At 71.8% G+C, this 25,650-nt stretch carries 26 protein-coding genes and 2 tRNA genes; 11 read left to right on the top strand and 17 right to left on the bottom strand.

The window, feature by feature from the left end; all coding sequences use genetic code 11:
* Positions 1 to 3 precede the first annotated feature (3 nt).
* Positions 4 to 171 (bottom strand): hypothetical protein, encoded by a 168-nt coding sequence (locus K304_RS33755; RefSeq protein WP_027765468.1) that lies wholly within the window; start codon positions 169 to 171, stop codon positions 4 to 6.
* A 175-nt stretch (positions 172 to 346) separates the two neighbouring features.
* Entirely contained in the window at positions 347 to 1,084 is a 738-nt protein-coding gene (locus K304_RS0121980; protein WP_027765469.1) for a DUF881 domain-containing protein, read from the bottom strand.
* 103 nt (positions 1,085 to 1,187) lie between these two features.
* Here K304_RS0121980 and crgA point away from each other — a divergent pair, with 103 nt between their 5' ends.
* Positions 1,188 to 1,445: a cell division protein CrgA gene (gene crgA / locus K304_RS0121985; protein WP_027765470.1), complete on the top strand. Its 258-nt coding sequence runs from the start codon at positions 1,188 to 1,190 to the stop codon at positions 1,443 to 1,445.
* 275 nt (positions 1,446 to 1,720) lie between these two features.
* On the opposite strand, the gene K304_RS0121990 is transcribed toward crgA, so the two are convergent.
* Together K304_RS0121990 and K304_RS0121995 are read right to left on the bottom strand one after the other, a co-directional pair.
* Positions 1,721 to 2,629: a rhomboid family intramembrane serine protease gene (locus tag K304_RS0121990; RefSeq protein ID WP_027765471.1), complete on the bottom strand. Its 909-nt coding sequence runs from the start codon at positions 2,627 to 2,629 to the stop codon at positions 1,721 to 1,723.
* A gap of 114 nt (positions 2,630 to 2,743) precedes the next feature.
* Positions 2,744 to 3,271, bottom strand: a complete 528-nt coding sequence (locus K304_RS0121995; protein WP_027765472.1) for a peptidylprolyl isomerase — start codon at positions 3,269 to 3,271, stop codon at positions 2,744 to 2,746.
* A gap of 321 nt (positions 3,272 to 3,592) precedes the next feature.
* Here K304_RS0121995 and K304_RS0122000 point away from each other — a divergent pair, with 321 nt between their 5' ends.
* The 3 genes from K304_RS0122000 (at position 3,593) to K304_RS0122010 (ending at position 5,174) form a co-directional block, all read left to right on the top strand.
* Positions 3,593 to 4,285 (top strand): DUF5324 family protein, encoded by a 693-nt coding sequence (locus tag K304_RS0122000; RefSeq protein WP_027765473.1) that lies wholly within the window; start codon positions 3,593 to 3,595, stop codon positions 4,283 to 4,285.
* A gap of 133 nt (positions 4,286 to 4,418) precedes the next feature.
* Complete coding sequence (locus K304_RS0122005) at positions 4,419 to 4,622, top strand: hypothetical protein (RefSeq protein ID WP_027765474.1); 204 nt, start codon at positions 4,419 to 4,421, stop codon at positions 4,620 to 4,622.
* Between the two features lie 132 nt (positions 4,623 to 4,754).
* On the top strand, positions 4,755 to 5,174 hold the full coding sequence (locus K304_RS0122010) for a nuclear transport factor 2 family protein (protein ID WP_027765475.1): 420 nt from the start codon (positions 4,755 to 4,757) through the stop codon (positions 5,172 to 5,174).
* A 25-nt stretch (positions 5,175 to 5,199) separates the two neighbouring features.
* Here K304_RS0122010 and K304_RS0122015 read toward each other — a convergent pair whose 3' ends face one another.
* Positions 5,200 to 5,910, bottom strand: a complete 711-nt coding sequence (locus K304_RS0122015) for a hypothetical protein (protein ID WP_158687408.1) — start codon at positions 5,908 to 5,910, stop codon at positions 5,200 to 5,202.
* Between the two features lie 574 nt (positions 5,911 to 6,484).
* On the opposite strand from K304_RS0122015, the gene K304_RS0122025 reads away from it, so the two are divergent.
* Together K304_RS0122025 and coaA are read left to right on the top strand one after the other, a co-directional pair.
* Positions 6,485 to 6,700, top strand: coding sequence for a hypothetical protein (locus tag K304_RS0122025; RefSeq protein ID WP_027765478.1), 216 nt, complete (start codon positions 6,485 to 6,487; stop codon positions 6,698 to 6,700).
* A 79-nt stretch (positions 6,701 to 6,779) separates the two neighbouring features.
* A complete protein-coding gene (gene coaA, locus K304_RS0122030; protein WP_027765479.1) occupies positions 6,780 to 7,787 on the top strand; it encodes a type I pantothenate kinase in 1,008 nt (335 codons plus the stop codon).
* Positions 7,788 to 7,869: 82 nt separating this feature from the next.
* Here coaA and K304_RS0122035 read toward each other — a convergent pair.
* A tRNA-Ala gene (locus tag K304_RS0122035) sits at positions 7,870 to 7,942 on the bottom strand.
* A gap of 131 nt (positions 7,943 to 8,073) precedes the next feature.
* Here K304_RS0122035 and K304_RS0122040 point away from each other — a divergent pair.
* Complete coding sequence (locus tag K304_RS0122040) at positions 8,074 to 8,625, top strand: DNA-binding protein (protein ID WP_027765480.1); 552 nt, start codon at positions 8,074 to 8,076, stop codon at positions 8,623 to 8,625.
* Between the two features lie 2 nt (positions 8,626 to 8,627).
* Positions 8,628 to 9,839, top strand: a complete 1,212-nt coding sequence (locus K304_RS0122045) for a serine/threonine-protein kinase (RefSeq protein ID WP_027765481.1) — start codon at positions 8,628 to 8,630, stop codon at positions 9,837 to 9,839.
* Between the two features lie 62 nt (positions 9,840 to 9,901).
* Here the strand turns inward: K304_RS0122045 and K304_RS30650 are convergent, their stop codons facing one another.
* From K304_RS30650 to dnaA, 11 genes are all read right to left on the bottom strand, one after another.
* Positions 9,902 to 11,278: a hypothetical protein gene (locus K304_RS30650; RefSeq protein WP_158687409.1), complete on the bottom strand. Its 1,377-nt coding sequence runs from the start codon at positions 11,276 to 11,278 to the stop codon at positions 9,902 to 9,904.
* Positions 11,279 to 11,415: 137 nt separating this feature from the next.
* A complete protein-coding gene (locus K304_RS32575; protein ID WP_023529481.1) occupies positions 11,416 to 11,550 on the bottom strand; it encodes a DLW-39 family protein in 135 nt (44 codons plus the stop codon).
* A 194-nt stretch (positions 11,551 to 11,744) separates the two neighbouring features.
* Positions 11,745 to 11,818, bottom strand: a tRNA-Ile gene (locus K304_RS0122060).
* Between the two features lie 83 nt (positions 11,819 to 11,901).
* Positions 11,902 to 12,471, bottom strand: a complete 570-nt coding sequence (locus tag K304_RS30655) for a DUF3566 domain-containing protein (RefSeq protein WP_051308715.1) — start codon at positions 12,469 to 12,471, stop codon at positions 11,902 to 11,904.
* A gap of 3 nt (positions 12,472 to 12,474) precedes the next feature.
* Positions 12,475 to 15,123, bottom strand: coding sequence for a DNA gyrase subunit A (gene gyrA, locus K304_RS0122070; protein WP_027765482.1), 2,649 nt, complete (start codon positions 15,121 to 15,123; stop codon positions 12,475 to 12,477).
* A gap of 78 nt (positions 15,124 to 15,201) precedes the next feature.
* A complete protein-coding gene (gene gyrB, locus K304_RS0122075; protein ID WP_027765483.1) occupies positions 15,202 to 17,262 on the bottom strand; it encodes a DNA topoisomerase (ATP-hydrolyzing) subunit B in 2,061 nt (686 codons plus the stop codon).
* Between the two features lie 313 nt (positions 17,263 to 17,575).
* Positions 17,576 to 18,103: a DciA family protein gene (locus K304_RS0122080; protein ID WP_027765484.1), complete on the bottom strand. Its 528-nt coding sequence runs from the start codon at positions 18,101 to 18,103 to the stop codon at positions 17,576 to 17,578.
* Positions 18,104 to 18,165: 62 nt separating this feature from the next.
* Complete coding sequence (gene recF / locus K304_RS0122085) at positions 18,166 to 19,317, bottom strand: DNA replication/repair protein RecF (RefSeq protein WP_027765485.1); 1,152 nt, start codon at positions 19,315 to 19,317, stop codon at positions 18,166 to 18,168.
* 9 nt (positions 19,318 to 19,326) lie between these two features.
* Positions 19,327 to 20,226, bottom strand: coding sequence for a phosphogluconate dehydrogenase (NAD(+)-dependent, decarboxylating) (gene gnd, locus K304_RS0122090; protein WP_394813562.1), 900 nt, complete (start codon positions 20,224 to 20,226; stop codon positions 19,327 to 19,329).
* Between the two features lie 164 nt (positions 20,227 to 20,390).
* Entirely contained in the window at positions 20,391 to 21,521 is a 1,131-nt protein-coding gene (gene dnaN / locus K304_RS0122095; RefSeq protein WP_027765487.1) for a DNA polymerase III subunit beta, read from the bottom strand.
* Positions 21,522 to 22,394: 873 nt separating this feature from the next.
* The gene (gene dnaA, locus K304_RS0122100) at positions 22,395 to 24,359 is read right to left on the bottom strand and encodes a chromosomal replication initiator protein DnaA (protein WP_037791714.1); all 1,965 of its coding nucleotides are present in this window, start codon (positions 24,357 to 24,359) and stop codon (positions 22,395 to 22,397) included.
* A gap of 459 nt (positions 24,360 to 24,818) precedes the next feature.
* On the opposite strand from dnaA, the gene rpmH reads away from it, so the two are divergent.
* The 3 genes from rpmH to yidD are packed head-to-tail and all read left to right on the top strand — an operon-like array spanning position 24,819 to position 25,644.
* A complete protein-coding gene (gene rpmH, locus K304_RS0122105; protein ID WP_016906158.1) occupies positions 24,819 to 24,956 on the top strand; it encodes a 50S ribosomal protein L34 in 138 nt (45 codons plus the stop codon).
* Between the two features lie 23 nt (positions 24,957 to 24,979).
* Positions 24,980 to 25,357: a ribonuclease P protein component gene (gene rnpA / locus K304_RS0122110; protein ID WP_027765489.1), complete on the top strand. Its 378-nt coding sequence runs from the start codon at positions 24,980 to 24,982 to the stop codon at positions 25,355 to 25,357.
* Positions 25,354 to 25,644: a membrane protein insertion efficiency factor YidD gene (gene yidD / locus K304_RS0122115; protein WP_027765490.1), complete on the top strand. Its 291-nt coding sequence runs from the start codon at positions 25,354 to 25,356 to the stop codon at positions 25,642 to 25,644. Before rnpA ends, yidD begins: the two co-directional genes overlap by 4 nt.
* Positions 25,645 to 25,650 lie beyond the last annotated feature (6 nt).

Below are 25,650 nucleotides of genomic sequence, written 5' to 3' on the forward strand. Positions count from 1 at the left end.
CGCCTACGCTCCTTCGCCGTCGACCGTCACGTCGTTGAACGGCAGCAGCGGGTCCACCCACGGGAAGACGTACTGGAAGAGGAGAAAGACCACCGCGAGCGAGAGAACGAGCGAGAGGAGCGCCCGCACGACGGTGTTGCCGGGCAGATGCCGCCAGATCCAGCCGTACATCCGGTGTTGCCGTCCTTCCCTTCTCACGCGCCGCCGCCACCGGCGGCGCGGGCTCCAGACTAAGGGGCGAGCCGCGGCGGGTGTGCGTCAGTGGGGATACGCGCGCGGCGCCCGCACGTGCCGTGCGTCACCGTCGGCCCGGCACGGCCGGGCGAACCGGCCCGAACCGCCGCCCTCACTCGGCCGGCTCGGCGTGCTGGAGGTCCACCGTGCCGGAATAGCCGGGCACGGTCGTCCTGCGGTGCTGCTGCACGTCCCAGCCGAGGCCGTAGGCGTCGACGTAGCCGAGGTAGTTCTGGATGGAGGGCGAGGTGTCCATGGCCTGCCGCAGGTCGGCGGGGTCACCCACAGCGGTGATCGTGTAGGGCGGCGAGTAGACGCGGCCCTGGAGGATCAGGGTGTTGCCCACGCATCGCACCGCGCTCGTACTGATCAGGCGCTGGTCCATCACCTTGATGCCCTTCGCCCCGCCCTTCCACAGCGCGTTGACGACGGCCTGGAGGTCCTGCTGGTGGATGACCAGGTCGTTGGGCGAGGGGTCGGGAACGCCGGGGATCAGGGGGACGGCGTCCGGCGGGGCGTCGGTGAGCGTCACGGTGAGGCCGGAGCCGGCGACGGCCGAGGTGCCGGCCGCGCGCTTGGCGCTGCGCAGGGCGCGGCGTTCGGCGTCGGTGGTGCCGTTGTCGCCCTCGGCGAGGGCGTCGACGTCGTTGCGCAGGCCGGCGGCCGACGACTCCAGCCGCGCGTTGCGGTCGCTGCGTTCGCGTATCAGGTCGGACAGCCGCAGCATCGTTTCGTCGGTGCGGATGTTGTGGCCCTCGGCGGTGTCGAAGCTGATCCAGAAGATGAGCCCGGCCAGAGCGAAGATCCCGATGGACGCCAGCCGCGCAGGCCTGATGCGGATCCTGGACACGTACCCTAGTCTCCCTCCACGCCTGGTACGCACTACGCTAACGGACCAGACCCTTAGCGATTCACCCCGCGCGGTAACGAAGCGCATCGACAGGAGCTCCCTCGTGCCGAAGTCACGTATCCGCAAGAAGGACGATTTCACCCCGCCGCCGGCGAAGAAGACCGAGATCGACCTCAGTGGGGGCGGCCGCCGCTGGGTCGCGCCCCTGATGCTCGCGCTGTTCGGCATCGGGCTGGCCTGGATCGTGGTCTTCTACGTGACCGACGCCTCCCTGCCGCTGGAGGCCATCGGCAACTGGAACATCGTGGTCGGCTTCGGCTTCATCGCCGGCGGGTTCGTCGTCTCCACCCAGTGGAAGTAGCCTTCCGCGGCCGCATGCCCCACTCCTGAGTTATCCACAGGGTGATCCACAGCCTGGGTAAAGTTCAGACGATCTGTGGATAACTCAACTGAGGTTGACGCCGGTCCGACTGTCACCGCTGGTCGACGGTCGGCCGGAAACCTTGAACCCGCTGGGAAAACGCACGTCTGCGCGAGTCCGCACCCGTAGGGGTTCACTCATGCACAAGATCCCCGCTCGCCTGTGGACAACTTTGCGTGGCGGGGGCGGCGCGCACCCGCCCTCACCCGGTGTTCTCACCCGGTGAGGACCGCCGTGCGCGCCACGAGCGCCACGAGCTCCAGCGCGAGCACCGCCCCGCACGCCCCCCACTGCACCAGCGCGCGGCGTTCCCGCGGGGCGTGCACCATGGCGTACGCGATCACCGCGCCGACGACCAGCCCGCCGACGTGTGCCTGCCAGGAGATCGACGCCACGGTGAAGGTGAAGATCAGATTGACGGCCAGCAGGATCAGGATCGGCCGCATGTCGTACCGGAGCCGCCTGACCAGCACGGCCATCGCACCGAACAGGCCGTAGATGGCGCCCGAGGCGCCGAGCGACGCCTGCTGCGGATCGGACACCACGTACGCGAGGACGCTGCCGCCGACGGCGGACAGCAGGTACAGCGCGAGATAGCGGCCACGGCCCAGCGCGGCCTCCACCTGCGGGCCCAGAATCCACAGCGCCAGCATGTTCATGCCGACGTGCCAGAACTCCTGGTGCGCGAACGCCGAGGTCAGCAGCCGGTACCACTGCCCCTCCGCGACGCCCTCCAGCGGCCCGTACGCCTCGGTGGTGGCCCGCCCGAAGAGCAGCAGCTCGTCGGTGAGCGGCCTGCCCACGGCCAGGACCGCGACGAAGACGGCCAGGTTGATCCCCAGAAGGATCTTGGTGACCAGCCAGGTGTCCCCGGCGACCGCGCCGCCGGCCAGGGTCCGCGGCCGGTTCGCCCCCGGCTTGTGTCCGGTGCCGGAGCCGCCGCGCACGCACTGGGGGCACTGGTATCCGACGGAGGCGGAGATCATGCAGTCCGGGCAGATCGGCCGGTCGCACCGCGTGCAGCGGATGCCCGTCTCCCGGTCCGGATGCCGGTAGCAGGTGACGGCCGGCACGTGCTCCGAACGGTGTTCCGGCTCGTGCTCCGACCCGTGCTGCCGATCCATGGGCGCTCCGCTCCCTCTCCCCTACAGAATGCCCCGCCCCGCTGTCCTGGTGTACGGACGGCGGGGCGGAACGGTTCCCGGCGCTGCCGGGCGTGTGTGCGTGCGCGACCCGCGTCAGCGGCGCTCGATGACCACCGACTCGATGACCACGTCCTGGACCGGGCGGTCGGTGCGCGGGTTGGTCTGGGTGCTGCCGATCGCGTCCACGACCTTCTTGCCGGCCTCGTCGGCGACCTCGCCGAAGATGGTGTGCTTGCCGGTCAGCCAGGCCGTCGGCGCGACGGTGACGAAGAACTGCGAACCGTTGGTGCCCGGGCCGGCGTTCGCCATCGCCAGCAGGTAGGGCCGGTCGAAGGACAGGTCCGGGTGGAACTCGTCACCGAACTCGTAACCCGGGCCGCCGGTTCCGTTGCCCAGCGGGTCGCCGCCCTGGATCATGAACCCGCTGATCACCCGGTGGAAGACGGTGCCGTCGTACAGACGGTCGGTGGTCTTCTGACCGGTCTCCGGGTGCGTCCACTCGCGCGCGCCCTCGGCGAGCTCCGTGAAGTTCTTGACCGTCTTCGGAGCGTGGTCCGGGAAGAGACGCACCACGATGTCGCCCTGGTTGGTCTTCAGGGTGGCGTAAAGCTGCTCAGCCACGATCTACCTTCCATCTGTACGAATCGACTCTGCCCCGATCCTCCCACGCCCGCGGTCCCCGCCGTACGGACGCGTCCCCGCCCCGGTCGCCGCCCGCGTCCCGCCCGGCCCGGTCCGGCGCGCTCCAGCGCGCCCCGCGGGCACACATACCCCCAATGGCGCGTCCGTACGTGCTTCGCAGCCGGTAGCCAGGCATGATCCTGGCTACGAGTGGAAGGCGAAACAGTGCCGTTCCTTCAGGGCCCGGGACACCGCGGCGCCTCCCCGGCGGAGGCGGCAGCGGATCCGGCGGGGCCCTGAACACGCCACCGAGGAGGAGAAGTGACCCGCATCGACAGCGCCCGCGCCGCAGCCGACAGCGCCATCGAGAGCGTGCGGCACGCCGCGGAGGCGGTGGCGCCCTACGCGGAGAGTGCCCGGGACAACGCCTCCCACTACGCGCACGAAGCGGGCGCGTACCTGGGCCCCAGGGTGTCGTCCGCAGCACATCAGGCACGCAGCGCGGCCCGGGACAACTACGACGCACACGTGGTGCCGCGGCTGGCCAAGGCGCGCAAGTCCCTGCCACCGGAGGTCGACAAGGCCGCCACCCACGCCGCGAAGCGCACCCGGAAGGCGGCGCAGCAGGCGAACGACTACGCCAGGCCGCACCTGGAGCAGGCCCGCGCGGCCGCCGCCCCGGCGGGCCGCGAGGCCGCCTCCCGCAGCACGGCGGCCTTCGCCGCCGTGCGCTACGGGGTGAGCGCCCGCGACATCGAGAAGCTCGCCCGCCGCCGCTCCCGCCGGGCCGGCGCGGGCCGGTTCGCCAAGCGGCTGGCCGTGCTCGGCCTGCTGGCCGGCGGCGCGTACGCCGCCTGGCGCTGGTGGGACAAGCAGGCCAACCCCGACTGGCTGGTCGAGCCGCCGCCGCCCACCGAGGTCATCGACGAGGAGATGGCCACGATGGACGAGGCGGACCGTGCGGTACTCGACCCGGAGGTCGAGGCCAAGCAGCGCGACGAGGACGCCCGCTGACGCGGTGATCCCCCTCCCGCGGGGCGGGACCGGCGCCGTGCCGGTCCCGCCCCGCGGCGTGCGCGGGACGCCCTCTGGGCAGGGTGCCCGTCGGCCGCCTACAGTCGAATTCCGACCACCTGGGGGGTTGTTCATGGCGAAAGTCACCGTCAGTCTCGACGCGGAGCTGGCCGTCGAGGTCATGGTCCTGGCCGGGGTGAACTCCCCGCAGGACGCCGTGGAGGCCGTCGTCCGCGACTACATCGCGCGCGGCCACCGCACCGAGGCGCATACGGGCCGCACCGACCGGCGGCTGCGCGAGGTCGCCGAGGAGCCGAAGGACGACCAGCGGGGCTGACCGGCACCCGCACCCCGCGTGCCCTTCCCACCGAACCGGCGCGAACCCGGCGCGATGAGCCGCGATGAGTTCCGGGGCGCGCCGGGGTCCACCCCTGTGGAAGCCGTCGGCGCACCACGGAAGGAGCCGGCCATGCACCGGGACCCGGAACGCGACCGCGAGGAGATCCGCGGGCTGATCGAGCGATGGGCGGCGGCCGTGCACCGCGGCGACCTGCCGGCCGTGCTCGCCGACCACAGCGACGACATCGTGATGTACGACGTGCCGCCGCCGTACGAGGGCGCCCGCGGCATCGACGCCTACCGCGACACCTGGCCGCCGTTCTTCGACTGGCAGGCGCAGGGCGCGGCGTTCGAGATCACCGACCTCGACTTGACCGCGGGCGAGGACGTCGCCTGGGCACACGCCCTGCTGCGCTGCGGCATGCCCGAGGAGCTGGCGGAGAACCCGCGGAACCGGCTGCGGCTGACCATCGGCCTGCGCCGGGACGACGGGCGGTGGGTCGTCGCGCACGAGCACCACTCCTTCCCGGACACCACCGTGCCGGTCTGAGCCCGCTCCGCGTCCGCGCGCGTGGTCAGCGCGCGCCGGTGCGGGCCCGGTACACCAGCTGGTGACGTTCACCGGGGGACAGGTCCGGGTGCCGGGCGGCGAGCGCGTACGGCTCGGTCACCTCCAGCAGGCTCTGCAGCGTCCCGGCGTGCTCGCCGTGCATCTGCTTCTCCAGGCCGAACGGCGACCGCTCCTCGGCGGGCGTCTCACCCACCCTGCCCTCGATCTCCCCGGTGCCGATGGACTCCCCGTCGTAGGGGAGCAGGCCACCTCCGTGCACCGGCCGCCACGCGGCCGGTTCGCCGCGGACCGCGTCGAACACGAGCAGGCCCAGGTAGGTGTGCCCGGGCTGGACCCGGGAGTCGCAGGGCACCTCCCACAGCACGGCGCGGAAGGAGTCCGGCAGCGGCTTCGCCCCCTCGCGGCTGTGCAGCACCTCGTCCACGACGAGCACCGCGCTGCGCGGCGCGTCGACGCCCCGCGCCCGCCGTTCGCTGCCCGGCCGCGGGTGGAAGACGGCGACGTGGTCGCCGTAGGAGAGCCACTGCTGCGCGGAGTCGGCGGGGAAGTCCGGGTACATGGCGTCGTAGTTCGCGTCGGCGCCGTCGCAGCCGCGGTAGCGGTCGTCCGCCGCTCCGTCCCCCGACGTCGCCAGCAGCACCGATCCCGCCACCAGGGCGCCGGCGGCCACGAGCGCCGCGCCCCGCCGTCGCCCTCTCGCCGCTTCCCGTCCCATGGGCGCCTCCTCCGTCGCGGTCGTCGCCCCTGTGACGTGCGGGACACGCTCCGGGTTTCCTCGCCCTCCCCTCGCCCCCTTCGTCCGCGCCTGCGGCGCCGCAGGCGCGGACGTAGCCTGAGGTGGACCCGTCGGGCAGCCTGGGCCGGACCCGGAAGGGGCATGCCATGGGTGACGCACGGCCACGGGCGAAGGTGGGCCTCGTCGGCGCGGGCCACCTGGGCGCCGCCGTGATCGTCCTCGCCGCCGGACCCACCATGCCCGCCGGGCAGAGCCGTCTGGAACTGTGCGGCCGCAACGCCCCCGTCGTCCGCTCCCTCATGGCCGGGCTGGGACGAGGCCGCCCCGGACGCCGTCGTCCTCCTCGTCACCAACCCCCTCGACCTGCTCACCCGCATCGCGCGGGACTGCACGCGGCGCCCGCCCGGCTCCGTGATCGGCAGCGGCACCGTCAACGACACCGCCCGGCTCAAGTACGCCCTCGCCCGCCGTCCCGGCGTCGACCACCGCAACGTGCACGCGTGCATGGTCGGCGAGCACGGCGACTGCTCCTTCTGCGCCTGGTCCTCCGCCCATGTCGGCGGCGTGCGGCTCGCGGACTTCCCCCCTGGACCCGGACGTCGACTTCGCCGCGATGAAGCGCGAACTGGCCGACTTCAGGCACGCCCGCGGCCGCGAGATCCACCGCCGCAAGGGCCACACCAACTACGGGGCCGCCGCGGCCGCCGTCAGCATCGTCGAGTGCGTGCGCCTGGAGAGCGCGTTCCAGCCGGGGCGCGCCACCGCGTAGCGCGGAGCGGCGCCGGCGCGCGCGGGTCCGGCGGACACCCGTTCGACGGCCGCCGCCGCCCCCGCCGCACAATGGGTCGGTGCCGACCAGAACCGCCACGCCCTCCCCGTACGTCGACCTGTCCCGCGCCGAGTGGAGCGCCCTGCGCAGGGGTGTGCCTCCCACCCGCGACCCGGGGGCGACGCCGGGCACGACGCCGCTGCCGCTCACCGCCGACGAGGTGGAGGCCCTGCGCGGCCTCGGCGACGTCATCGACCTCGACGAGGTACGGGACGTCTACCTGCCGCTGTCCCGGCTGCTGAACCTGTACGTCGGCGCCACCCACGGCCTGCGGAACGCGCTCAACACCTTCCTCGGCGACGGCCCGGGCGGCGGCGGGGCACAGCCCGGCACACCGTTCGTCATCGGCGTGGCCGGCAGCGTCGCCGTGGGCAAGTCCACCGTCTCCCGGCTCCTGCAGGCTCTCCTGGCCCGCCGCCCGGAACACCCGCACGTCGCCCTCGTCACCACCGACGGCTTCCTGTACCCCAACGCGGAGCTGGAGCGGCGCGGCCTGCTGCGCCGCAAGGGCTTCCCCGAGTCCTACGACCGCCGCGCCCTCACCCGCTTCGTCGCGGACGTCAAGTCCGGGCTGCCGGAGGTCTCCGCGCCCGTCTACTCGCACCTCGCCTACGACATCGTCCCCGGCGAACGCCTCGTCGTGCGGCGGCCGGACATCCTCGTGGTCGAGGGCCTCAACGTCCTGCAGCCCGCGCTTCCCGGCAAGGACGGCCGCACCCGGCTCGCCCTCAGTGACCACTTCGACTTCTCCGTCTACGTCGACGCCCGCACCGAGGACATCCGCCGCTGGTACCTGGAGCGCTTCCGCGCCCTGCGCGCCACCGCGTTCCGCGATCCCGCCTCGTACTTCCGCACCTACACGCGCGTCAGCGAAGCCGAGGCCCTCGCCTACGCCCGCGACACCTGGGCCACCGTCAACGAGCCCAACCTCCGCCAGAACATCGTCCCCACCCGCGGCCGCGCCACCCTCGTCCTCCACAAGGCCCCCGACCACACCGTCCGCCGCATCCGCCTCCGCAAGCTCTGAACACCCGGCCGGAGGAGCGCGGCAGGGCCGTGAACGCGATCAGCGCGCCTCCCGGAAGGGGAGACGCGCTGATCGGCTGCGGTGGAGCCTAGGAGAGTCGAACTCCTGACATCCGCCATGCAAAGACGGCGCTCTACCAACTGAGCTAAGGCCCCGCTGGAGAACAGCGTACCGGGTCGCGGCAGGAGATTCCGACCGGGTATCGCCCCACGGCCATCACCCTCCGTAGGATGCACCGCAAGTTCGCGCCAGCGAAGGTCCGCAGGGAGTTCTCGGGGAGAGGCACATGGACGCAGCACAGCAGGAAGCGGCCGCCAGAGCGCGGGAACTGCAGAGCCAGTGGTACGGGGAACCGCTGGGGACGCTGTTCCGGCGGCTCATCGACGACCTCGGGCTCAACCAGGCGCGCCTCGCGACCGTGCTGGGCCTGTCCGCTCCCATGCTGTCGCAGCTCATGAGCGGACAGCGGGCGAAGATCGGCAATCCCGCGGTGGTGCAGCGGGTGCAGGCCCTCCAGGAGCTCGCCGGCGAGGTGGCCCGCGGCGACATCAGCGCCGGGGACGCCACCGCGCGCATGGAGGAGATCAAGCGCACCGCCGGGGGCAGTGTGCTGAACAACACGGTCCAGGGCGGGGCGGCCGGCGCCTCGCAGACGCCGGTGAAGCGGATCGTGCGGGAGATCCAGGCGCTGATGCGGTCGGTGTCGGACGCGGCCGACATCCTCGACGCCTCGGCCGCCCTGGCCGACAGGCACCCGGAACTGGCGGAGTTCCTGCGGGTCTACGGGGCCGGGCGCACCGCGGACGCCGTCAAGCACTACGAGGAGCACGCGAACTAGTCATGGGGGAGGTCTTCGCGGGACGCTACGAACTGGTCGACCCCATCGGCCGCGGCGGGGCGGGCGCGGTGTGGCGCGCCTGGGACCACCGGCGGCAGCGGTACGTGGCGGCGAAGGTGCTGCAGCAGCGGGACGCGCACGCGCTGCTGCGCTTCGTCCGCGAACAGGCGCTGCGCATCGACCACCCGCACGTGCTCGCCCCGGCGAGCTGGGCGGCGGACGACGACAAGGTGCTGTTCACCATGGACCTGGTGGGCGGCGGGTCGCTGGCCCACCTGATCGGCGACTACGGGCCGCTGCCCCCGGCCTACGTGTGCGTGCTGCTGGACCAGTTGCTGGCCGGGCTCGCCGCCGTGCACGCGGAGGACGTGGTGCACCGGGACATCAAGCCCGCCAACATCCTGCTGGAGCCCACCGGGACGGGGCGGCCGCGCCTGCGGCTGTCCGACTTCGGCATCTCCATGCGCAAGGGCGAGCCGCGCCTCACCGACGCCGACTTCATCGTGGGCACGCCCGGCTACTTCGCACCCGAGCAGATGCAGGGCGCCGAACCGGACTTCACCGCGGACCTGTACGCCGTCGGACTCGTCGCGCTCTACCTGCTGACGGGGGAGAAGCCGGACGCGTTCGCGCTGCTGGACGACTACGAGCGGGCGGGCGGCATGCCGCCCGCACCGGCGCGGGTGCCGGAACCGCTGTGGCAGGTCGTGGGGACGCTGCTGCACCCGGACCCGCAGGACCGTTTCCGTACGGCCACAGGCGCCCGGAAGGCCCTGGCGGGCGCGGCGGAGGTGCTGGGCGACGGCGGTGCGGGCGCGGTGGAGGTGCGGGATCATCTCGGCCCGCTGCCGGAGGGGTTCGGGCCGGACGGCCCCCGGAGGGCCCGGCAGACGGCGAACGATCCCGGCGCGGGCACGGCCTCGGACACGGCATCGGGCACGGCCTCGGACACCGGGAGCTACCACCTCGCGCCGCCCCGGCCGGCTGCGCCGCCGACGCTCGCGCACAGCCCGACGCTCACCGCCGGGTACGGCGCACCGCACCCGGCCTCCGGCCCCACGGCCCCGCCCGCACCACCCGCAGCGGGACCGGCCGCCCAACGGCCGGGTACACCCGTACGACGGCCGGGGCCGCCCGCGAAGATCGCGGTGCCGGTGCTGCTGGTGGCCCTGGTGTGCCTGGCCGTGGGCGTCTGGGCTCTCGCCGCCGCCTGAGCGCCCGCGCAGGGCTCGGTGGGCGGACGCTTCCACGGGCGACCGGCCGGTGTTCCCGCCGGTCAGCGGCGCTGCGGGGGTGGCGCGCCGAAACCCGCCGCGGGCGCGCCCTCAGACCATCCCGCAGACCCGCCCGCGGACCGGCGTGCGAGGCCCCACCACAGGGCCAGCCCGGCCAGCAGCAGCGTGCCGGTGCCCACGCCGGACCAGCCGACCACCGTCAGGGTGTCGCTGCGCCGCGCCGCCTGCGGCGTCAGCCCCTCCTCCGCCTGGTCCCGGTCGGCGTCGCTCACCCCGAAGCCCGCCGCGACGGGATCTCCGGCGTAGTCCGGGGCGTCGCCCGGCTTCCCGACGAGTTCGGTGCGCAGCGTCACCGGCACCGTGCCGTCCACGAAACGGCCGAGGTCGGCGTGCGCGTGCACCGCGACGTAGTACCAGCCGGCGACGGACGCCGCGGCCACCTCGTCGTCGTACGCGTACCGGTGCCCGTACACCGCCGGCGGCGTGCGGACCGGCACGGCCGCGGGGGCGTCCGCCTCGTACATGGCGCCCTCGCCGGTCACGTAGCCGCGCGCCGGGTTGTACACGGCGACCTGCACGCCGTCCGAGGTGTACGCGGTCTCGTCGCCGGTCTTCGCCGTGCCGAACTCCGCGCTCAGCGCGAGCGACTGGCCCCAGTCGACCGGCACCCGGTAGAAACGGGTCCCGCCCGGCCGCAGCCGGTCCTTCCACACGCCCTCGCCCATGCCGGCCGCGTCGTTGAAACCCGTGCCGCCCTCGAGCCGCCGCGCCGTGCCGGTCGGCAGGCCGGGCGGCTCGGTCGGCAGGTCGTCGGTGTCGGGCGCCTCGGTCGAGGTCAGGCTGGTCAGGCCCGGCTCGCTCATCAGACGCAGCTCGACCGGCCACGCGGCCTGGCCGGAGGCCGGGTCGCTCTCCCGGGTCACCGAGAGGTTGTAGACGCCGGCGGACTGGCACGCGCCGTCCGGCTCGGTGACACGGGCGACCCAGGCCGCGATGGGACGGGCGGCGCCGTCGCTGCCGAAGTCGGCTTCGCCCTCGCCGCAGGACGTGCCGTCGGCTCCCTCCAGCAGCACGCTGACGCCGTCGCCGTAGGCCACCTCCGAACCCGCCTCCGGCAGCGCCGTGACCGAGATCCGGGGCTGCGACTCCGCGTCCAACTCGACGGTGTAGTACTTCTCCTCGCCCGGACCGATGTCGTCGGTGTAGATCCGGCCGGACGTCAGCCGCGGGCCGTCGGCGCTGCTCCGCGCCCCGTCCACCGCCTGTGCGTCCTCCGCCGTGCGGTACGCCGGCACGTCGCCCGCGTCCGCGACGGCCGCACCGCCCGGAAGGCCCGCCGCCACTCCCAGCACGACCGCGGTCGCGAGGGCCCGCGGGACGGCACGCCCCGCCACCCGCCCGGTGGTTCCCCGTCTCACCACACCACGCCCCCGCATCTCGCTCACCACTTTCCGGCCCCGCGCCCGCCCGCGCCCGCACCGCGTCTCGCGGGCGTAGACGACGAGGCCCCGCGCGCGGTTTCGCACCCGGGGCCTCGCGGACTACTGCTGTGGGGTCACACGCTCGTACCTGCAGGCACGGAGTCGGTCGCCTCCGTCCACAGATCCTGCTCGGCGCGGTCCGCCTGGATCTGGCGGTACACGAGGAGCCCGCCGACGGCGGCCAGTGCGACCAGGAGAAGCTTCTTCACCGCGCTACCTCGTCCTTCATAGACGTATGGGACCTTCTGGCGCCCGATGATACCCACACCGACCCCCGCACCGGCGCGAACACCCGCCGTGGCCCACCTCCCGCCGCTACGCCCGGCCACCACGCCTTTCACCGGGCACACGACACGGAAGGCCCGGCACCTCCGGGGAGGTGCCGGGCCTTCCGACGTCGCGGTGGGGCTAACAGGACTTGAACCTGTGGCCTCATCCTTATCAGGGATGCGCTCTAACCATCTGAGCTATAGCCCCGCGCTGCACGGAAAGATTAGCGCACTGTGGGCCGTGCCCCAAAATCGGTTCCGGGGCCGGGCCGGTGCCGCGACGGCGGCGGGTCACTCGTCCTCGGCGAGGGTCACCTCGACGCCGCCGACGAAGCCCGCCGACAGGTTGTAGATGAACGCGCCCAGCGTGGCCAGCGCCGTCATCAGGACGACGTCGATGAGGGCCACGACGCCGGTGAACGTCAGCACCCGCGGCAGCGACAGAAAGCCCTGGAGGTCGAACCCGTCGGACCCGTCGCTGGAGGTGGCCTCGCTTATGGTGCCGCCCACCGCCGCGAAGACGCCCATCGCGTCCATGACCATCCACAGCACGGCGACCGCGACCACGGTGCACAGCCCCAGGGCGATGGCCAGCAGGAAGCTGACCTTCATCACCGACCACGGGTCCAGCTTGGCCACCCGCAGCCGCGCCTTGCGCGTGCGCGGGACCGTACGTGCGCCCGTGCGGGGCTTGCGCAGGACGCCGACGCCCTCTCCGCCACCCCCGGTGCCGCCGTCCTCCGCCCCCGCCGGGGCGTCGTACGCCCGCGGCGGGTGATGCGGCTGAGCCTGCGGCTGCGGACCCGGCGGGGCCTGCGAGGGTTGCTGAGGATACGCCTGCTGGGGCTGGGCACCACTCACGCCTTACTCCTCGTCGTTCGACGTGGCCGGGGAACCGGCCGGGCCATCGGCCGGGGACTCGCCGGTTCCGGCGGCCGCGGCGGCCGCGGCCTCCACGGCGGCGTCGACCACGGCCTCGACCTCCTCGGCCTCCCGACCGGCCTCGGCGTTGCGCGCCATACCCACGACGGCGTCGCGCTTGCCCAGGTTGATCAGGGAGACGCCCATGGTGTCACGCCCGGTCTCCCGCACCTCGCTCACGCGGGTACGGATCACGCCTCCGCTGCGCGTGATGGCCAGGATCTCGTCGCTCTCCTCGACCACCAGCGCACCGACCAGCTCACCGCGGTCCTCCACGATCTTCGCCGCCTTGATGCCCAGACCGCCGCGCCCCTGGACGCGGTAGTCGTCCACCGACGTGCGCTTCCCGTACCCGCCGTCGGTGGCGGTGAAGACGAAGGTACCGGCCCGCACGACGTTCATCGAGAGCAGTTCGTCGCCCTCGCGGAAGCTCATGCCCTTCACACCGGACGTCGCCCGGCCCATCGGCCGCAGCGTGTCGTCGCTCGCCGTGAAGCGGATCGACTGCGCCTTCTTGCTGACCAGCAGCAGGTCGTCGTCCGGGGAGACCAGCTCGGCGCCGATCAGTTCGTCGTCCCGGCCGTCGTCCATCTGCCGCAGGTTGACGGCGATGACGCCGCCGGAGCGCGGCGAGTCGTAGTCCTTCAGCGGAGTCTTCTTCACCAGGCCCGACTTGGTGGCCAGCACCAGGTAGGGCACCGCCTCGTAGTCGCGGATCGCCAGGATCTCCGCGATCTGCTCGTCCGGCTGGAAGGCGAGCAGGTTCGCCACGTGCTGGCCGCGCGCGTCCCGCCCGGCGTCGGGGAGCTCGTACGCCTTCGCCCGGTACACCCGGCCCTTGTTGGTGAAGAACAGCAGCCAGTGGTGCGTGGTGGAGACGAAGAAGTGGTCGACGATGTCGTCCTCGCGCAGCTTCGTGCCGCGCACGCCCTTGCCGCCACGCTTCTGCGCCCGGTAGTCGTCGGTCTTCGTCCGCTTGACGTAGCCGCCACGCGTGATCGTGACGACGATGTCCTCCTCGGCGATCAGGTCCTCGATGGACATGTCGCCCTCGAAGGGCACCAGCTGAGTACGGCGGTCGTTGCCGTACTTGTCGACGATCGCGGTGAGTTCGGCACCGATGATCTCGCGCTGCCGGGCCGGCGAGGCCAGGATCGCGTTGTATTCGTCGATCTTCGCCTGGAGTTCGTCGTGCTCGGTGGTGATCTTCTGCCGCTCCAGCGCGGCCAGCCGGCGCAGCTGCATCTCCAGGATCGCGTTCGCCTGGATCTCGTCGATGCGCAGCAGGTCCATCAGGCCGCCGCGCGCCTCGTCCACGGTCTGGCTGCGGCGGATCAGCGCGATGACCTCGTCGATCGCGTCCAGCGCCTTCAGCAGACCGCGCAGGATGTGCGCCCGCTCCTCGGCCTTCCGCAGCCGGTACCGGGTGCGCCGCACGATCACGTCGATCTGGTGCGCCACCCAGTGCCGGATGAACGCGTCCAGCGACAGGGTGCGCGGCACACCCTCGACCAGCGCCAGCATGTTGGCGCTGAAGTTGGTCTGCAGATCGGTGTGCTTGTACAGGTTGTTCAGTACGACCTTCGCGACCGCGTCCCGCTTCAGCACGATGACCAGGCGCTGCCCGGTGCGGGAGGACGTCTCGTCCCGGACGTCGGCGATGCCGCCCACCCGGCCGTCCTTCACCAGGTCGGCGATCTTCAGCGCCAGGTTGTCCGGGTTCACCTGGTACGGCAGCTCGGTGACCACCAGGCACTGCCGGCCCTGGATCTCCTCCACCTCGACCACCGCGCGCATCGTGATCGAGCCCCGCCCGGTGCGGTACGCCTCCTCGATGCCCCTGCGGCCCACCACCAGCGCGCCGCTCGGGAAGTCCGGGCCCTTGATCCGCTCGATCAGCGCCTCGAGCAGCTCCTCGTTGCTCGCCTCCGGGTTCTCCAGGTACCACCGCGCACCCGAGGCGACCTCCCGCAGGTTGTGCGGCGGGATGTTCGTCGCCATGCCGACCGCGATGCCGGCGCTGCCGTTGATCAGCAGGTTCGGGAAACGCGACGGCAGCACCGTCGGCTCCTGGTTGCGGCCGTCGTAGTTGTCCTGGAAGTCGACGGTCTCCTCGTCGATGTCCCGGAGCATCTCCATGGCCAGCGGCGCCATCTTGCACTCGGTGTACCGCATGGCCGCGGCCGGGTCGTTGCCCGGCGAACCGAAGTTGCCGTTCGAGTCGACCAGCGGCATCCGCATCGACCAGGTCTGCGCCAGGCGGACCAGGGCGTCGTAGATCGAGGTGTCACCGTGCGGGTGGTAGGTGCCCATCACGTCGCCCACCACGCGGGCGCACTTGTAGAAGCCGCGCTCCGGCCGGTAGCCGCCGTCGTACATCGCGTACAGCACCCGCCGGTGCACCGGCTTCAGGCCGTCGCGCACGTCGGGCAGCGCACGCGACACGATCACGCTCATCGCGTAGTCGAGGTAGGAGCGCTGCATCTCCGTCTCGAGGCTCACCGGCTCCACACGGGCTCCGGCGGTCTCGTCGACGATCGCGCTCTCCACGGGCAGGTTGTGCGGCTCGGGAGGAAGATTCTCGTCGGCCATGCTTCGAAGTCAGTCCTTAACTAGCTACGGCGCGGGATGAGGAGGGGAGACAGCCGGATCCGGCCGGATCCGGCCGACTCAGATGTCGAGGAAGCGGACGTCCTTGGCGTTGCGCTGGATGAACGACCTCCGCGCCTCCACGTCCTCGCCCATCAGGATCGAGAACAGGTCGTCGGCCGCGGCCGCGTCGTCCAGCGTGACCTGGCGCAGGACGCGGTGGTCCTGGTCCATGGTGGTCACCCGCAGCTCCTCGGCGTTCATCTCGCCCAGACCCTTGAAGCGCTGGATCGAGTCGTCCTTGATCCGCTTGCCCTGCTCGCGGCCGAGCTGGATCAGCTTGTCGCGCTCCCGGTCGGAGTACGCGTACTGGTGCTCGTCCCGGCCCCACTTGATCTTGTAGAGCGGCGGCTGCGACAGGAAGACGTGGTTCTCCTCGACCAGCGGCCGCATGAAGCGGAACAGCAGCGTCAGCAGCAGCGTGTTGATGTGCTGGCCGTCGACGTCGGCGTCCGCCATCAGGATGATCTTGTGATAGCGGAGCCTGCTGATGTCGAAGTCCTCGTGGATGCCGGTACCGAACGCCGAGATCAGCGCCTGCACCTCGGCGTTCTGCAGCACCTTGTCGATGCGCGCCTTCTCCACGTTGAGGATCTTGCCGCGGATCGGGAGGATCGCCTGGTACTGCGGGTCGCGGCCCGACTTCGCGCTGCCGCCCGCGGAGTCGCCCTCCACGATGAAGATCTCGCACTTGGCCGGGTCGTTGGACTGGCAGTCCGACAGCTTGCCCGGCAGCGACGCCGTCTCCAGCAGACCCTTGCGACGGGTCAGGTCGCGCGCCTTGCGCGCCGCCACCCGCGCCGTCGCCGCCTGGATGCCCTTGCGGATGATGTCCGCGGCCTCGTTCGGGTTCCGGTCCAGCCAGTCGGTGAGCTGCTCGTGCACGATGCGCTGCACGAAGGTCTTCGCCTCCGTGTTGCCCAGCTTCGTCTTCGTCTGACCCTCGAACTGCGGCTCGCTCAGCTTGATCGAGATGATCGCCGTCAGACCCTCGCGGATGTCCTCGCCCGTGAGGTTGTCGTCCTTCTCCCGCAGCAGCTTCCGGTCCCGCGCGTACCGGTTGATCAGACCGGTCATCGCCGCACGGAAACCCTCCTCGTGCGTACCGCCCTCGTGCGTGTGGATGACGTTCGCGAAGGAGTACACACCCTCGCTGTACTGGCTGTTCCACTGCATCGCGATGTCGAGGGACAGCTGACGCTCCGCGTCCTCCGCCTCGAACTCGATGATCGTCGGATGCACCGGCTCGCCCTTGCGCGAGTTCAGGTGCTTCACGAAGTCCGCGATGCCGCCCTCGTAGTGGTACCGGACGGCGTTCTGGTTGCCCTCCTCGTCGACGTGCTCCTTGCGCTCGTCGCGCAGCGAGATCGTCACACCCTTGTTGAGGAAGGCCATCTCCTGGAAACGCCGGGCCAGCGTCTCGAACGAGTAGTCCGTCGTCTCGAAGATGTCCCCGTCGGCCCAGAAGGTGACCGAGGTACCGGTCTCCTCCGTCGCCTCGTTCTTCTGCAGCGGCGCGGTGGGCAGACCCAGCTTGTAGTCCTGCGTCCAGCGGTAGCCGTCCGTCCGGACCTCGACCGCGACCTTCGTGGACAGCGCGTTCACCACCGACACGCCCACACCGTGCAGACCGCCGGAGACCGCGTACCCGCCGCCCCCGAACTTGCCGCCCGCGTGCAGCACCGTGAGCACGACCTCCACGGCCGGCTTCCCCTCCGACGGCACGATGCCGACCGGGATGCCGCGCCCGTTGTCGACGACCCGCACACCGCCGTCGGCGAGCAGCGTCACGTCGATGGTGTCCGCATGACCCGCCAGCGCCTCGTCGACCGAGTTGTCGACGACCTCCTGCACGAGGTGATGCAGACCACGTTCACCGGTCGAGCCGATGTACATGCCCGGACGCTTACGGACCGCGTCCAGGCCCTCCAGGACGGTGATCGCACTCGCGTCGTACGACGGCGAACCGGGCCCCTCACTGGGCCCGGCCGCCGGGATCTCCTCCACGGCGCCGGTCTCGGACGTGTTGCTCTGGTTCTCCTTGCCGGGATCGGCCACGAAGCGCCCTTTCTGGCACAGCACAGGCCGTCTCCGGGGCATGGCGGAGCGGCTGCGATGTTCGACGATTTCCGCAACGGGGCGGCTTGCCCTCCAGTGTACCGGTGGCTCGGACATGAATGGTGGTTTGCCGGTGCCTGAGTTCCCACGTGCCGCCCTCAATCGCCATCCGGCGACTCCCCATATGCGGACCGGGGGGCCGGAAGGCTCACAGCGGCACTCAGCGCTTCGGGCCGTCACCGGCCGTCGCAGCCCCGCACACCCGCCTCCCCACCCGCGCGCAGACCCGCCCCACACGCGCATGCGCACGCCCGCGCGCACGCGTGGTCACGCACACCTATCCGTAGGTGTCACGCGGCCCACGACTCCCCGGAGCGCGCAGCGGCCCGTACCGCGGCGCAGGCGCCTGAGGCCCCCGCACCTTGATCACGCGCACGGTGCCGTGCCCGAGATCCTCGTTCAACCGCGCCACCAGACTCGGCGCCAGCAACCGCAACTGCGTCGCCCACGCCGTCGAATCGCACGCCACCAGCAGCGCGCGCTCCTCCTCGTCGTACCGCACCGGCTCGCAGTGCTGCGCCACCTGCGGCCCCACCAGCTGCGGCCAGCGGCCCATCACCCCGCCCACCGCCGCCGGCGCTTCCCAGCCCCGCTCGGTGATCAGGGAACTCACCGCACGCCCCAGCGACATCGGGTCCCGGCCGTCCCGCCCCGCGCCCGACCGCACACCGCCCCGGCGGCCCTGCTTCCGCTGCTGCGCCGCCGCGCCACGGGCCTTCGCCTGCTCCTTCGCCGCCCGCAGCGCCACGCGGGCCAGATCCACACCCGTCGGCTCGGCGGCCGCCGGCTTCGGCGCCGCCTGCACCTCGTCCGGCTCCCGCTCCTGTGCGGCAGCCCGCTCCTGCGCGCCGTCCGCGCCCTGTGGACTCACCGCCGGACCACCTCCCCCTCGGCCACCGCGAAACGCGCCCCCGACAGCACCGCGGGCACATCCTCCTCCACGGCCGCCGTCACCAGCACCTGCTCACCCGGCGCCACCAGCTCCGCCAGCCGCGCCCGGCGCTTCACGTCCAGCTCCGCGAACACGTCGTCCAGCACCAGCACCGGCTCGTTCCCCTCCCCGCGCAGCAACTCGTACGACGCCAGGCGCAGCGCCAGGGCGTAACTCCACGACTCACCGTGGCTCGCGTAGCCCTTCGCCGGCATCCGCCCCAGCTTCAGCAACAGGTCGTCCCGGTGCGGGCCGGCGAGCGTCACCCCGCGCTCGATCTCCCGCTTCCGCGCCTCGCCCAGCGCGGCCAGCAGCCCCGCCTCCAGCTCCTCCCGCGCACCGGCACCCTGCGGATGCCCGCCCTCCGAAAGCCCACCCTCCACCGACGGGCCGCGGTACTCCAGCGACACCGGCCCGCCGCCGGGCGCCAGCTGCTCGTACGCCTTGTCCGCCAGCGGCTGCAGCGCGGCCACCACCTCCAGCCGCCGCGCCAGCAGCTCGGCCCCCGCTCGCGCCAGATGCTGATCCCACACGTCGAGCGTCGACAGGTCCGCGCCCCGCCCGCCGTGCCGCCGCGCCATCGCCGCCGACTTCAACAGGCTGTTGCGCTGCTTCAGCACCCGCTCGTAGTCCGACCGCACGCCCGCCATGCGCGGCGACCGCGCCGTGACCAGCTCGTCCAGGAAACGGCGCCGCTCTCCCGGATCACCCTTCACCAGGGCCAGATCCTCCGGCGCGAACAGCACCGTGCGCAGAATGCCCAGCACGTCCCGCGGCCGCACCTGCGAGGACCGGTTGATCCGCGCGCGGTTCGCCCTCCCCGGGTTCAGCTCCAGCTCCACCAGCTGCTGCCGCTCCCCCTGACGCACCTGCGCCCGGACGACGGCCCGCTCCGCGCCGATCCGCACCAGCGGCGCGTCCGACGACACCCGGTGGCTGCCCAGCGTCGCCAGATAGCCGACGGCCTCCACCAGGTTGGTCTTGCCCTGGCCGTTCGGGCCGACGAACGCCGTCACCCCCGGGTCGAGGGAGACCTCGGCCCGGGGGTAGCTGCGGAAGTCGGCCAGCGACAGATGCGTGACATGCACAGCTGTGGACTACTTCTTGCTGCTCTCCACCGCGTGACCGCCGAACTGGTTGCGCAGCGCGGCGATCATCTTCATCTGCGGGGAGTCGTCCTGCCGGGAGGAGAACCGGGCGAAGAGCGAGGCGGTGATCGCCGGCAGCGGCACCGCGTTGTCGATCGCGGCCTCCACCGTCCAGCGGCCCTCGCCGGAGTCGGCGGCGTAACCGCGCAGGGCGGCCAGGTGCTCGTCGTCGTCCAGGGCCTTGACCGCCAGATCCAGCAGCCAGGAGCGGATGACCGTGCCCTCCTGCCAGGAGCGGAAGACCTCGCGCACGTCGGTGACCGAGTCCACCGCCTCCAGCAGCTCCCAGCCCTCCGCGAAGGCCTGCATCATGGCGTACTCGATGCCGTTGTGGACCATCTTCGCGAAGTGGCCGGCGCCCACCTTGCCCGCGTGGACCGAGCCGAAGTCCCCCTCCGGCTTCAGGGCGTCGAAGACCGGCTGCACCTTCGCGACGTGTTCGGCGTCGCCGCCGTACATCAGCGCGTAGCCGTTCTCCAGGCCCCAGACGCCGCCGGAGACGCCGCAGTCGACGAAACCGATGCCCTTCGCCGCCAGTTCCCCGGCGTGCTTCTCGTCGTCCGTCCAGCGCGAGTTGCCGCCGTCGACCACGACGTCGCCGGGGGAGAGCAGCTCGGCGAGCTCGTCGATGGTGGACTGGGTCGCCCCTCCGGCCGGGACCATCACCCACACGACCCGCGGGCCCTTCAGCTTCGCCACCAGCTCCTCGAGGCTGTGGACGTCCGCGATGTCCGCGTTGCGGTCGTAACCGACGACGGTGTGGCCGGCGCGGCGGATGCGCTCACGCATGTTGCCGCCCATCTTGCCGAGACCGACGAGACCGAGCTCCATCTGTGCGCCTCTCCTCATGTTCTCCGTGCGCTTCGTACCCGGGTACGAGCCTACGCCCGAGGGGGCGTGCACAGCTGTGGGCACCGCCGCTCACCTGGCCCGACGCGTGGCGGCCCGGAGGACCGCCACAACCCGCAGCACTCCGCCGCGCCGCGGCCGCGTACGACGAGTCCCCGAGCGACTCAGCCGCTCAGCCGCACCGGCATGATCAGGTACTTGTACGCGTCGTCCGCCTCCACGTCCTTCGCCGGGCGACCGCTCAGAAGCGCCGGCTTGGTGGAGGTGGTGAAGGAGAGCTGGGCCACCGGGGAGTCGATGGCGCTCAGGCCCTCGAGCAGGAAGCCCGGGTTGAAGGCGATCGAGATGTCGTCGCCCTCCAGGTCGGCGTCCACCCGCTCCACAGCCTGTGCGTCGTCGCTCGAACCGGCCTCCAGCGTGAGGACGCCCTGCTCGAAACTGAGCCGCACCGGGGTGTTGCGCTCGGCGACCAGCGCGACACGCTTCACCGCCTCGACGAACGGCGCCGTCTCGATCACCGCGACGGAGTTGAACTCCGTCGGGAACAGCGTCCGGTACTTGGGGAGGTCGCCCTCCAGCAGCCGGGTCGTCGTCCGCCGCCCGGAGCCCTCGAAGCCGATGAGGCCCTCACCGGAACCGGAGCCGGAGAGCGCCAGGGACACGTGGTCCCCTCCGCTGAGCGACTTCGCGGTGTCCAGCAGCGTCTTCGCGGGGACCAGCGCGACGGCGGAGGTGTCCGGCACCTCCGGCTTCCACAGGAACTCGCGGACCGCGAAGCGGTAGCGGTCGGTGGAGGCCAGGGTGACGGTGTCGCCCTCGATCTCGATCCGCACACCGGTGAGCACCGGCAGGGTGTCGTCGCGCCCGGCCGCGATGGCGACCTGGGCGACGGCGGCGGCGAAGACCTCGCCGGGGACCGTGCCGGTGGCGGTCGGCATCTCCGGCAGCGACGGGTACTCGTCCACCGGCAGCGTGTGCAGGGTGAACCGCGACGAGCCGCAGACCACGGTGGCGCGTACGCCGTCGGTGGAGATCTCGACCGGACGGTTCGGCAGCGAGCGGCAGATGTCGGCGAGCAGGCGGCCGGAGACCAGGACCGTGCCCTCCTCCTCGACCTCGGCCTCCACCGAGACGCGGGACGAGACCTCGTAGTCGAAGCCGGAGAGGCTGAGGGAGCCCTCCTCGGTCTTCAGGAGCAGGCCGGCGAGTACCGGCACCGGCGGACGGGCGGGGAGGCTCTTGGCGGTCCACGCCACCGCCTCCGCGAGTACATCGCGCTCTACCCGGATCTTCACCTTCAGCCGCCTCCTGCTCTTGCTGCTGGCCTCCTGTCGGCCCCTTGCCGTGTCCCAGTCTGACGCACCGCACCGACAGTCGGAGCCCTCGTGGGTCAACTCGTCGCCAGGTGGGTAGGAGTCCGTCGCCCCGAGTTGTGCACAGCACCCGCTTCGAAACGAATCTCGCTCTCTCTAAGGGGAGTCGTAGTAGTAGGGGCTGTGGAAACCGGGGATAACTCGGTCTTCGCAGGTCAGCGCCCAGATTTTGTCCACGTCGCCTGTGGGCCGAGCAGTGGACGAACGGGGGGTCGCTGTGGACGCCGCGAACTTCCCCACAGCCCGCCCACAGCACGGGCCGACTTCTCAACAGCCGCGCCCACAGGAATCGCCGACTTCTCCACACGGGTCGGTGGCCGCCCGGTGTGAGCCGATTCACTCGCGGCGGTGAGCAGGCGCGTCGTGTTGCCGAACAGTGGACAGAGGTGTGGACAGGCTGGGGACAAGTCACCTCTTCCTGTGGGCGGGCGGTGGACAAGTCGGCGGCCGTCGCGCGGAGCGCCGGGCGGTCCACATCCTGTGGAGTCCCCGCGTCCACAGTTCCACAGGCGCCTGACCTCCTCGGACGCCTGCCGACGCGCTGCAGCTGTGGAGACGATCTGGACAACTCTGCGGTCCCCAGGGTGTGGACGCCGGGTGGGCGGGATTTCTGTGGAGCGAGCGGCCTGCGGGGAGGGAAATCGAACAGCGCGTGGCGCGCCGAGGGATGCCGGAGTGCCCTCCCGAGGACGACCCGGGCCCTGCCCGGACGTGTCGAGAGGCCCGGGAACGACGAGAGGCGTCTCCGGAGGTGTTCCGGAGACGCCTCGTGGGCAGCGGGCCGAGGAGCGGGAGTCAGCCGTTCTTGATGCGGTTGGTGAGCTCGGTGACCTGGTTGTAGATGGACCGCCGCTCCGCCATCAGCGCGCGGATCTTGCGGTCGGCGTGCATCACGGTCGTGTGGTCGCGGCCACCGAACTGGGCACCGATCTTGGGCAGCGAGAGATCGGTGAGCTCCCGGCACAGGTACATGGCGATCTGCCGGGCCGTCACCAGGACCCGGCTGCGTGAGGAGCCGCAGAGGTCGTCCACCGACAGCCCGAAGTAGTCGGCGGTGGCCGCCATGATGTCCGTGGCGGTGATCTCCGGTGCCGCGTCCTCGCCGCCCGGGATCAGGTCCTTGAGCACGATCTCGGTGAGTCCCAGGTCCACCGGCTGCCGGTTCAGGCTGGCGAAGGCGGTCACGCGGATCAGCGCCCCCTCCAGTTCCCGGATGTTGCGGGAGATGCGGGACGCGATGAACTCCAGCACCTCCGGCGGAGCGTTGAGCTGCTCCTGCACGGCCTTCTTCCGGAGGATCGCGATGCGCGTCTCCAGCTCCGGCGGCTGCACGTCCGTGATCAGGCCCCACTCGAAGCGGTTGCGGAGCCGGTCCTCCAGCGTGACCAGGGCCTTCGGCGGCCGGTCGGAGGACAGCACGATCTGCTTGTTCGCGTTGTGCAGCGTGTTGAAGGTGTGGAAGAACTCCTCCTGCGTCGACTCCTTGTCGGCGAGGAACTGCACGTCGTCGACGAGCAGGATGTCCATGTCCCGGTACCGCTTGCGGAACGCGTCGGCCTTGCCGTCGCGGATCGAGTTGATGAACTCGTTGGTGAACTCCTCGGAGCTCACGTACCGCACCCGGGTGCCCGGGTAGAGGCTGCGGGCGTAGTGACCGATGGCGTGCAGCAGGTGCGTCTTGCCCAGGCCGGACTCGCCGTAGATGAACAACGGGTTGTACGCCTTGGCGGGCGCCTCGGCGACGGCCACCGCCGCCGCGTGCGCGAACCGGTTGGACGCGCCGATGACGAACGTGTCGAAGAGGTACTTCGGGTTCAGCCGCGCGGTCGGCTCACCGGGACCCGTCGCGGGCGCCGGCTGGGCGGCCAGCGGGCCGGGTGCTCCCGACGGGGCGGGCAGCCGGGGCGGACCGTCGTAGCGTGCGGCGGGTGGCCTGCCCGGTACGGGCGCGCCGCCGTCCACGGCCGGGCGCGGGGTCCACGGCCCGGCCGGCGGCTCGGCGTGCCGGGCGTGGTGCTGCGGCGGGCTCTGCGGGTGGGCGGCGTGGCCCGCGGGGTTGCCGGGGCCGCTCCCCGGCCCGCCGGGGTGGGGACCCTGCTGGTCGTAGGGCTCGTAGCCGGGCGGCCGGGCGTGGTGGCCCCGCGGGGCGTGCTGTGGGTCGTGGTTCCCGCGGTGGGGGTCGTAGCCCTGCGGGTCGTAGTCGCGCGGCTCGTAGTCCCGCTGCTGGTCGTAGTCGGGCCGTTCGTACTCCTGCTGCTCGTACGGGTGCGGGGCGCGCTGCCGGCCGGGGTAGGTGTGGTGCGGCTGCTGCCAGCCGGGAGGCTGGTGCTGTTGCGGCTGGTGCTGCTGGGGCGGGGGCGGTGGCTGCGTGCGGGGGGCCTGCGGGTAGTCCGGATAGGCCGGGCGCGGGCTGGGAAGCTGCGGGGCCTCGTATCCCTCCGGTGTGCCGGGCTCGTCCTCGGCCGGCGGCGCGGGCGGGGCGGGGGGAGCCGCCGGTCCGGTCACCGTGATCGCCAGCCGGATGGGCTGCTGGCACTCGCGGCTGAGCGCGTCACTGATCAGCGGGGAGAGGCGGCCCTCCAGCACCCCCTTGGCGTACTCGTTCGGCACGCCGAGCAGCGCGGTGCCGGAGACCAGCACCAGCGGCTGACAGTCCTTGAGCCACCGCTGGTCCTTCGCTTCGACTCCCTGCCCGTCGGAGAGGAGCTGGTCGAGGACGCGTGGCCACACTGCGGCAAGATCGGCAGGGAGGTCAGCCACGGGCACGCTCTCTCATTCGCTGGGTGGTTCTCGGCGGTCGGCTGCGGTTCCGGTCCGGCCCGGAACGAAAGACGAGATCCCGCGAATGTGTGATTCTCGGGATGGTCGGGAAGGAAGGGAAGTTCGGCCACGGTAGCCAGGCCGACCTGCCACGTTCAAGTCGTTGTCCACAGGCTGTGCACGAGTGGCGCAAGGCCGGTGGGTGCGGCTGGTCCGTACGGGTGGTGGGCAACGGGTGTGGGAGCGTGTCGGCCAGGGAAGAGTGCTGGTTTGACCGGAGGCTGCGCGCCCGCGTACCGTATCGAGGTCGAGTTGTCGACGGCTGCTGCCGCCTGCCTCCGATGGGCATGACGAAGCGGTGCACACTCGGGCGTTGCGAGCTACTCGTGGGCGCACGGTGACAGCCGGTCGGCGCCCCACACCCGTCTCGCAGAGACCGAGCATCCCTGGAGCCCCCGAGTGAGCAAGCGCACCTTCCAGCCGAACAACCGCCGCCGCGCGAAGACCCACGGCTTCCGGCTGCGCATGCGGACCCGCGCCGGTCGTGCCATCGTCGCGAACCGCCGCAGCAAGGGCCGCGCCCGCCTGTCGGCCTGACGCCGTACCCTCAGGTCCATGACGTGCTGCCTTCCGAGCACCGGCTGAGGCGGCGCGAGGACTTCGCGACCGCGGTACGACGAGGACGCAGGGCCGGGCGCCCGCTCCTCGTGGTGCATCTCTTCCGCGGTCACCGCGACACCGACGACCCGCGCGAGGCGGGGGGAACGCTCCCCCCGGCCCGCGCGGGTTTCGTCGTGAGCAAGGCCATCGGCGGCGCGGTCGTACGCAACCTCGTGAAGCGTCGTCTGCGTCACCTCGTACGGGACCGCCTCGGTTCGCTTCCCGCGGGTAGCCTGGTGGTGGTACGGGCGCTGCCCGGTGCGGGAGACGCGAGCCACGACCAACTGGCTCGCGACCTGGACACCGCGTTGCAGCGGCTGCTGGGAGCCAAGCCGTGAAGTATCCGCTGCTGCTGTTGATCAAGGTCTACCAGTGGACCATCAGCCCACTGCTGGGCCCGGTCTGCCGGTACTACCCGTCGTGTTCGCACTACGGGTACGGCGCGATCGACCGGCACGGAGCGGTGAAGGGCACGGCGCTCACCGCGTGGCGCATCCTGCGCTGCAACCCGTGGTCACCCGGTGGCGTCGACCATGTTCCCGCCCGGAAGCGTCCGGTGTGGCATCAGTGGCTGCGCAGCCGCTGGCAGCAGCACCGGTCCCAGTCCCATGCCCAAGGAGCCTGATTCGTG

The sequence above is a fragment of the Streptomyces sp. CNS606 genome (genome assembly GCF_000426325.1).